This is a genomic window from Streptomyces mangrovisoli, assembly GCF_000974985.2.
Taxonomy (GTDB): Bacteria; Actinomycetota; Actinomycetes; order Streptomycetales; family Streptomycetaceae; genus Streptomyces; species Streptomyces mangrovisoli.
Genome location: NZ_LAVA02000168.1, coordinates 1 through 3,663, shown reverse-complemented (window position 1 = coordinate 3,663; position 3,663 = coordinate 1). Strand labels below are relative to the sequence as shown.

The 3,663-nt window shown below is 68.2% G+C and carries 2 protein-coding genes and 1 pseudogene; 2 read left to right on the top strand and 1 reads right to left on the bottom strand.

The genetic code is table 11. The annotated features are described in order from the left end of the window. Both WN71_RS38890 and WN71_RS38885 read left to right on the top strand, forming a co-directional pair. Window positions 1-1,938, top strand: a 1,938-nt coding sequence (locus WN71_RS38890) for an McrB family protein (RefSeq protein ID WP_071369955.1), incomplete at its 5' end; no start/stop codon positions are given. Further along, entirely contained in the window at window positions 1,935-3,185 is a 1,251-nt protein-coding gene (locus WN71_RS38885) for an McrC family protein (protein ID WP_046592963.1), read from the top strand. The genes WN71_RS38890 and WN71_RS38885, both read left to right, overlap by 4 nt. Window positions 3,186-3,199: 14 nt before the next feature. Here WN71_RS38885 and WN71_RS38880 read toward each other — a convergent pair. Beyond that, window positions 3,200-3,663: pseudogene (locus tag WN71_RS38880) on the bottom strand (2-oxoacid:ferredoxin oxidoreductase subunit beta); the annotation flags it as partial.

The following is a 3,663-nucleotide window of genomic DNA, read 5'->3' as shown; positions in this document are numbered from 1 at the left end:
CAGCGTGTCCACCACTCAGGGGGAGGCTCCAAGGGCGTCTGGCGCATCACCAGTCTGGGCCGGCACGCCCTGGTTCAGTCCGACGACCCGGACGACCTCCTGGAGGTCACGCGCTCTGCCCTGAGCTACGCAGACAAGCACCGCGCCGGCTACCAGTACGCCACCAAGATCCTCGAAGTCGTCCTGCCGGGCCAGTGGGTGGTCCTGGAGGACGTGGCGGAGATGGCTGACCTTGATCCCGACCGGTTCGCGGCCTGGCTGTGCGGCATCCGGCCGCCGGGCGGGCAACGGGTGCTCGGGTCGGACGGCAGGCCTCCGCATCAGATCCACCCCGTGCCGGAACAGATCGAGAGGTGGCGGCAGCTCCTCGCCGCCGAGGGATTGCCGTTGGAAGCCGACGGCGCGGCCCCCTTCGCCCAGTGCCTCAGCGCCGATGAGCTCCGAGCAGTGCTCGCCCGGTCCGACGCCGTCGACCGCGAGCGACTCGCCGTTCTGCGCGCGTGGCTGATCCGCGGTGCCGCGGTCCAGGGAGTGAACCTGGTGCCGAAGTGGTTGGCGGAGGGCTTCTGTTCGCTTGCCGCTTCCCGCCTCCAGTCCCTGCCTGAGGGGTTGTCGAAGGACGAGCTCAAGTTGCTCGTCGACGACCGTTACGGCCACCTCTCCTACAACCAGCGCACAGAGCTGGCCGACCAGCTCGCCGTCTTCGTCGACCGCGTGCATCCAGGCGATCTGATCGCCACCTTCTCGGCAGGCCGACTGCGCCTCGGCACGGTCACCGGCCCTGCCGAGTTCACCACCGCCCCGGACGGACGCTCCAACCTCCGCCGTACCGTCGACTGGTCAGCCGTCGAGGCCGACCACTCCGACCTGCCCGAGGAGCTTCAGGCGAAGCTCAGCAGCCAGCACGACGTCGTCGACCTCACTCAACTGCTGGATGTCCTGACGGAGTTGCTGGACCAATCGTCCGAGGGCGAGGTCGACGTGTCGAGCAGCCGCCGGGCGCTGAGCCTGCCGGATCCGACCGTCGAGCTGGCCGACGAACTGCTGGTGGACCTGTCATGGCTGCAGGAGGTCCGGGATCTGCTCGACCATCGCCGCCAAGTGATCTTCTACGGGCCGCCCGGCACCGGGAAGACGTTCTTGGCCCAGGCCGTCGCCGAGCACCTCGCCGGGGACTCTCATGCCGTCAAGCTGGTTCAGTTCCACCCCTCCTACGCCTACGAGGACTTTTTCGAGGGCTTCCGTCCGGTCCAGCGGTCGGGAGCAGACGGTACGGTCGGCTTCGAGCTGCGCCCTGGGCCGTTCCGAAAGCTCGTCGCGTCGGCGGAGGAGAACCCGGAGACCCCACACTTCCTGATCATCGACGAGATCAACCGCGCCAACCTGGCCAAGGTGTTCGGCGAGCTGTACTTCGTCCTGGAGTATCGCAACCGCACGGTCGACCTGCAGTACTCGGGCGAGTTCACGCTCCCGTCCAACATCTACCTCATCGGCACGATGAACACCGCCGACCGCTCCATCGCCCTTGTCGACGCCGCCATGCGCCGTCGCTTCGCCTTCCTCGCTCTCCATCCGGACGAACAGCCGACTCGCGACCTGCTCCCGCGCTGGCTTGCTCGGGAAGGACTCGCGCACGCCGCAGCCGATGTTCCAGGCCTGCTGCGCACGCTCAACGCGCGTATCGAGGACAAGGACTTCCGCGTCGGTCCCTCCTACTTGATGCGCGAGTCCGTCCACCTCGACGGCGGCCTGGAACGTGTCTGGCGCACCGAGATCCTCCCGCTGCTGGAGGAACACCACTACGGCGACGGTACCGACGTCACCAAGCGCTACGGCCTTCCCGTGCTGCGTAGGGCCCTCGCTGCCGACCGGATCAGCTCCACGGACCGCGGCGACGCCGTCCCACCTGCCGCCGTCCCGGGAACCGACGCTGGATGACGGACACATCCCTGCGTCTCACCGAATACGGCCGCTGGCAGGCGGTACGGCTCTCTGCCGCCACGGGCCAAGCCCTGGCGGCCTCCGGCGTCGTGGAGGCGCGGCCCGACGCCGACGTGCCCGGCGACCCTACCTGCTGGCAGATCCGGGCACTGAACTATGTCGGCGTGGCCCGAATCCACGACACGGAACTCCGGATCGCCCCGAAGCTTCCGATCCGCCGTCTGTTCTTCCTGCTCGGTTACGTGGCCGACCCGTATGGCGTGAAGCGTTCGGACGGCGGTGAGGTACAGGTCGGCGAGGACATCGACCTGCTCCCCGCCATCGCGCACACCTTCGAACGCCTGGCGGAGCGGGCCCTACGGCAGGGCTTGCTCCAGGGATACCGGCACACGGAGGAGTCCACCGCGGTGGTCCTGGGCCGCATCCGCGAGACGGAACAACTTCGCCGGCGCTTCGGCTTGGCGCTCCCGGTCGAGGTCTCCTACGACGAGTTCACAGCGGACATCGTCGAGAACCGACTTCTGCTCGCTGCCACGCTTCGCCTGCTGCGCCTCCCCGGAGTCCACCCCGATGTCCGTAAGCGGCTGCTCGCCCTGCGGGCCCGACTAGCCGGAGTCGGGGTTCTCACCCCCGGGCATCTGCTGCCTCGCTGGCGACCCTCCCGGCTGAACGCCCGCTACCACCCGGCGCTCCGGTTTGCCGAGCTGATCCTGAACAGTGCCTCGGTGGAGCACCAGCAAGGCGCGGTCCGTATCGACGGCTTCCTCTTCGACATGAACAAGGTGTTCGAGGACTTCGTCTGCCTGGCCTTGCGCGAAGTGCTTCGCGAACGGGGCGGCTGCGCCGAGCTCCAGGCCCGCCACATCCACCTTGACGCAGCCGAAACCATCCGCGTCAAGCCGGACTTCGTCTGGTACGACGAGTCCGGCCGCCCCCGCGCCGTGGTCGACGCCAAATACAAGGCCGAGCGGCCCGGGGGCTTCCCCGACGCCGATCTCTACCAAATCCTCGCCTATTGCACCGCATTGCACCTGCCCACGGGGCACCTCGTCTACGCCAAGGGCAACGCTCCGCGGGCCACCCACTTCATCCGCAACGCAGGCATTCACATCCAGCAACACTCCCTCGACCTCGATCAGGCGCCGGCCGGCCTCCTCGCCGATCTCGCCGGCATCGCCGCACTGCTCGAAGACAGTGAGCCGGCCGTTGAGATCCGAGTGCTGCGTGGTGAAGAGGGGAGTTGAGCATCGAGGCGCCGCTAGCCGACGACCGTCCAGGTGTCTGCGCCCGCGAGGAGTGTGGCCAGGTCGCCCTTGCCGTTCTGCTCGATGGCTGCGTCGAGTTGGTCGGACATCTGGGTGTCGTAGACGGGGCGTTCGACGGCGCGGAAGACGCCGATGGGGGTGTGGTGCAGGGTGTCGGGGTCGGCGAGTCGGGAGAGTGCGAACGCCGTGGTCGGGGAGGTGGCGTGGGCGTCGTGGACGACGAGGTCGGCTTCGTTGGTGTCGGTGACGGTGACCACGCGCAGGTCGCCGGTGGTGTGGTCGCGGACTACGCCGCGGGTTTTGTCGGTGCCGAAGCGGATGGGTTCGCCGTGGTGGAGGCGGATGAGGGTGTTCTCGGCCTGGTGGCGGTCCTTGAGGGCGTCGAAGGCGCCGTCGTTGAAGATGTTGCAGTTCTGGTAGATCTCGACCAGGGCGGTGCCGGGGTGGGCGGCGGCGG

Excerpts from the sequence above, each read along its gene's own strand:
- WN71_RS38885 (WP_046592963.1), top strand. The coding sequence starts at position 1,935 with ATGACGGACACATCCCTGCGTCTCACCGAATACGGCCGCTGGCAGGCG.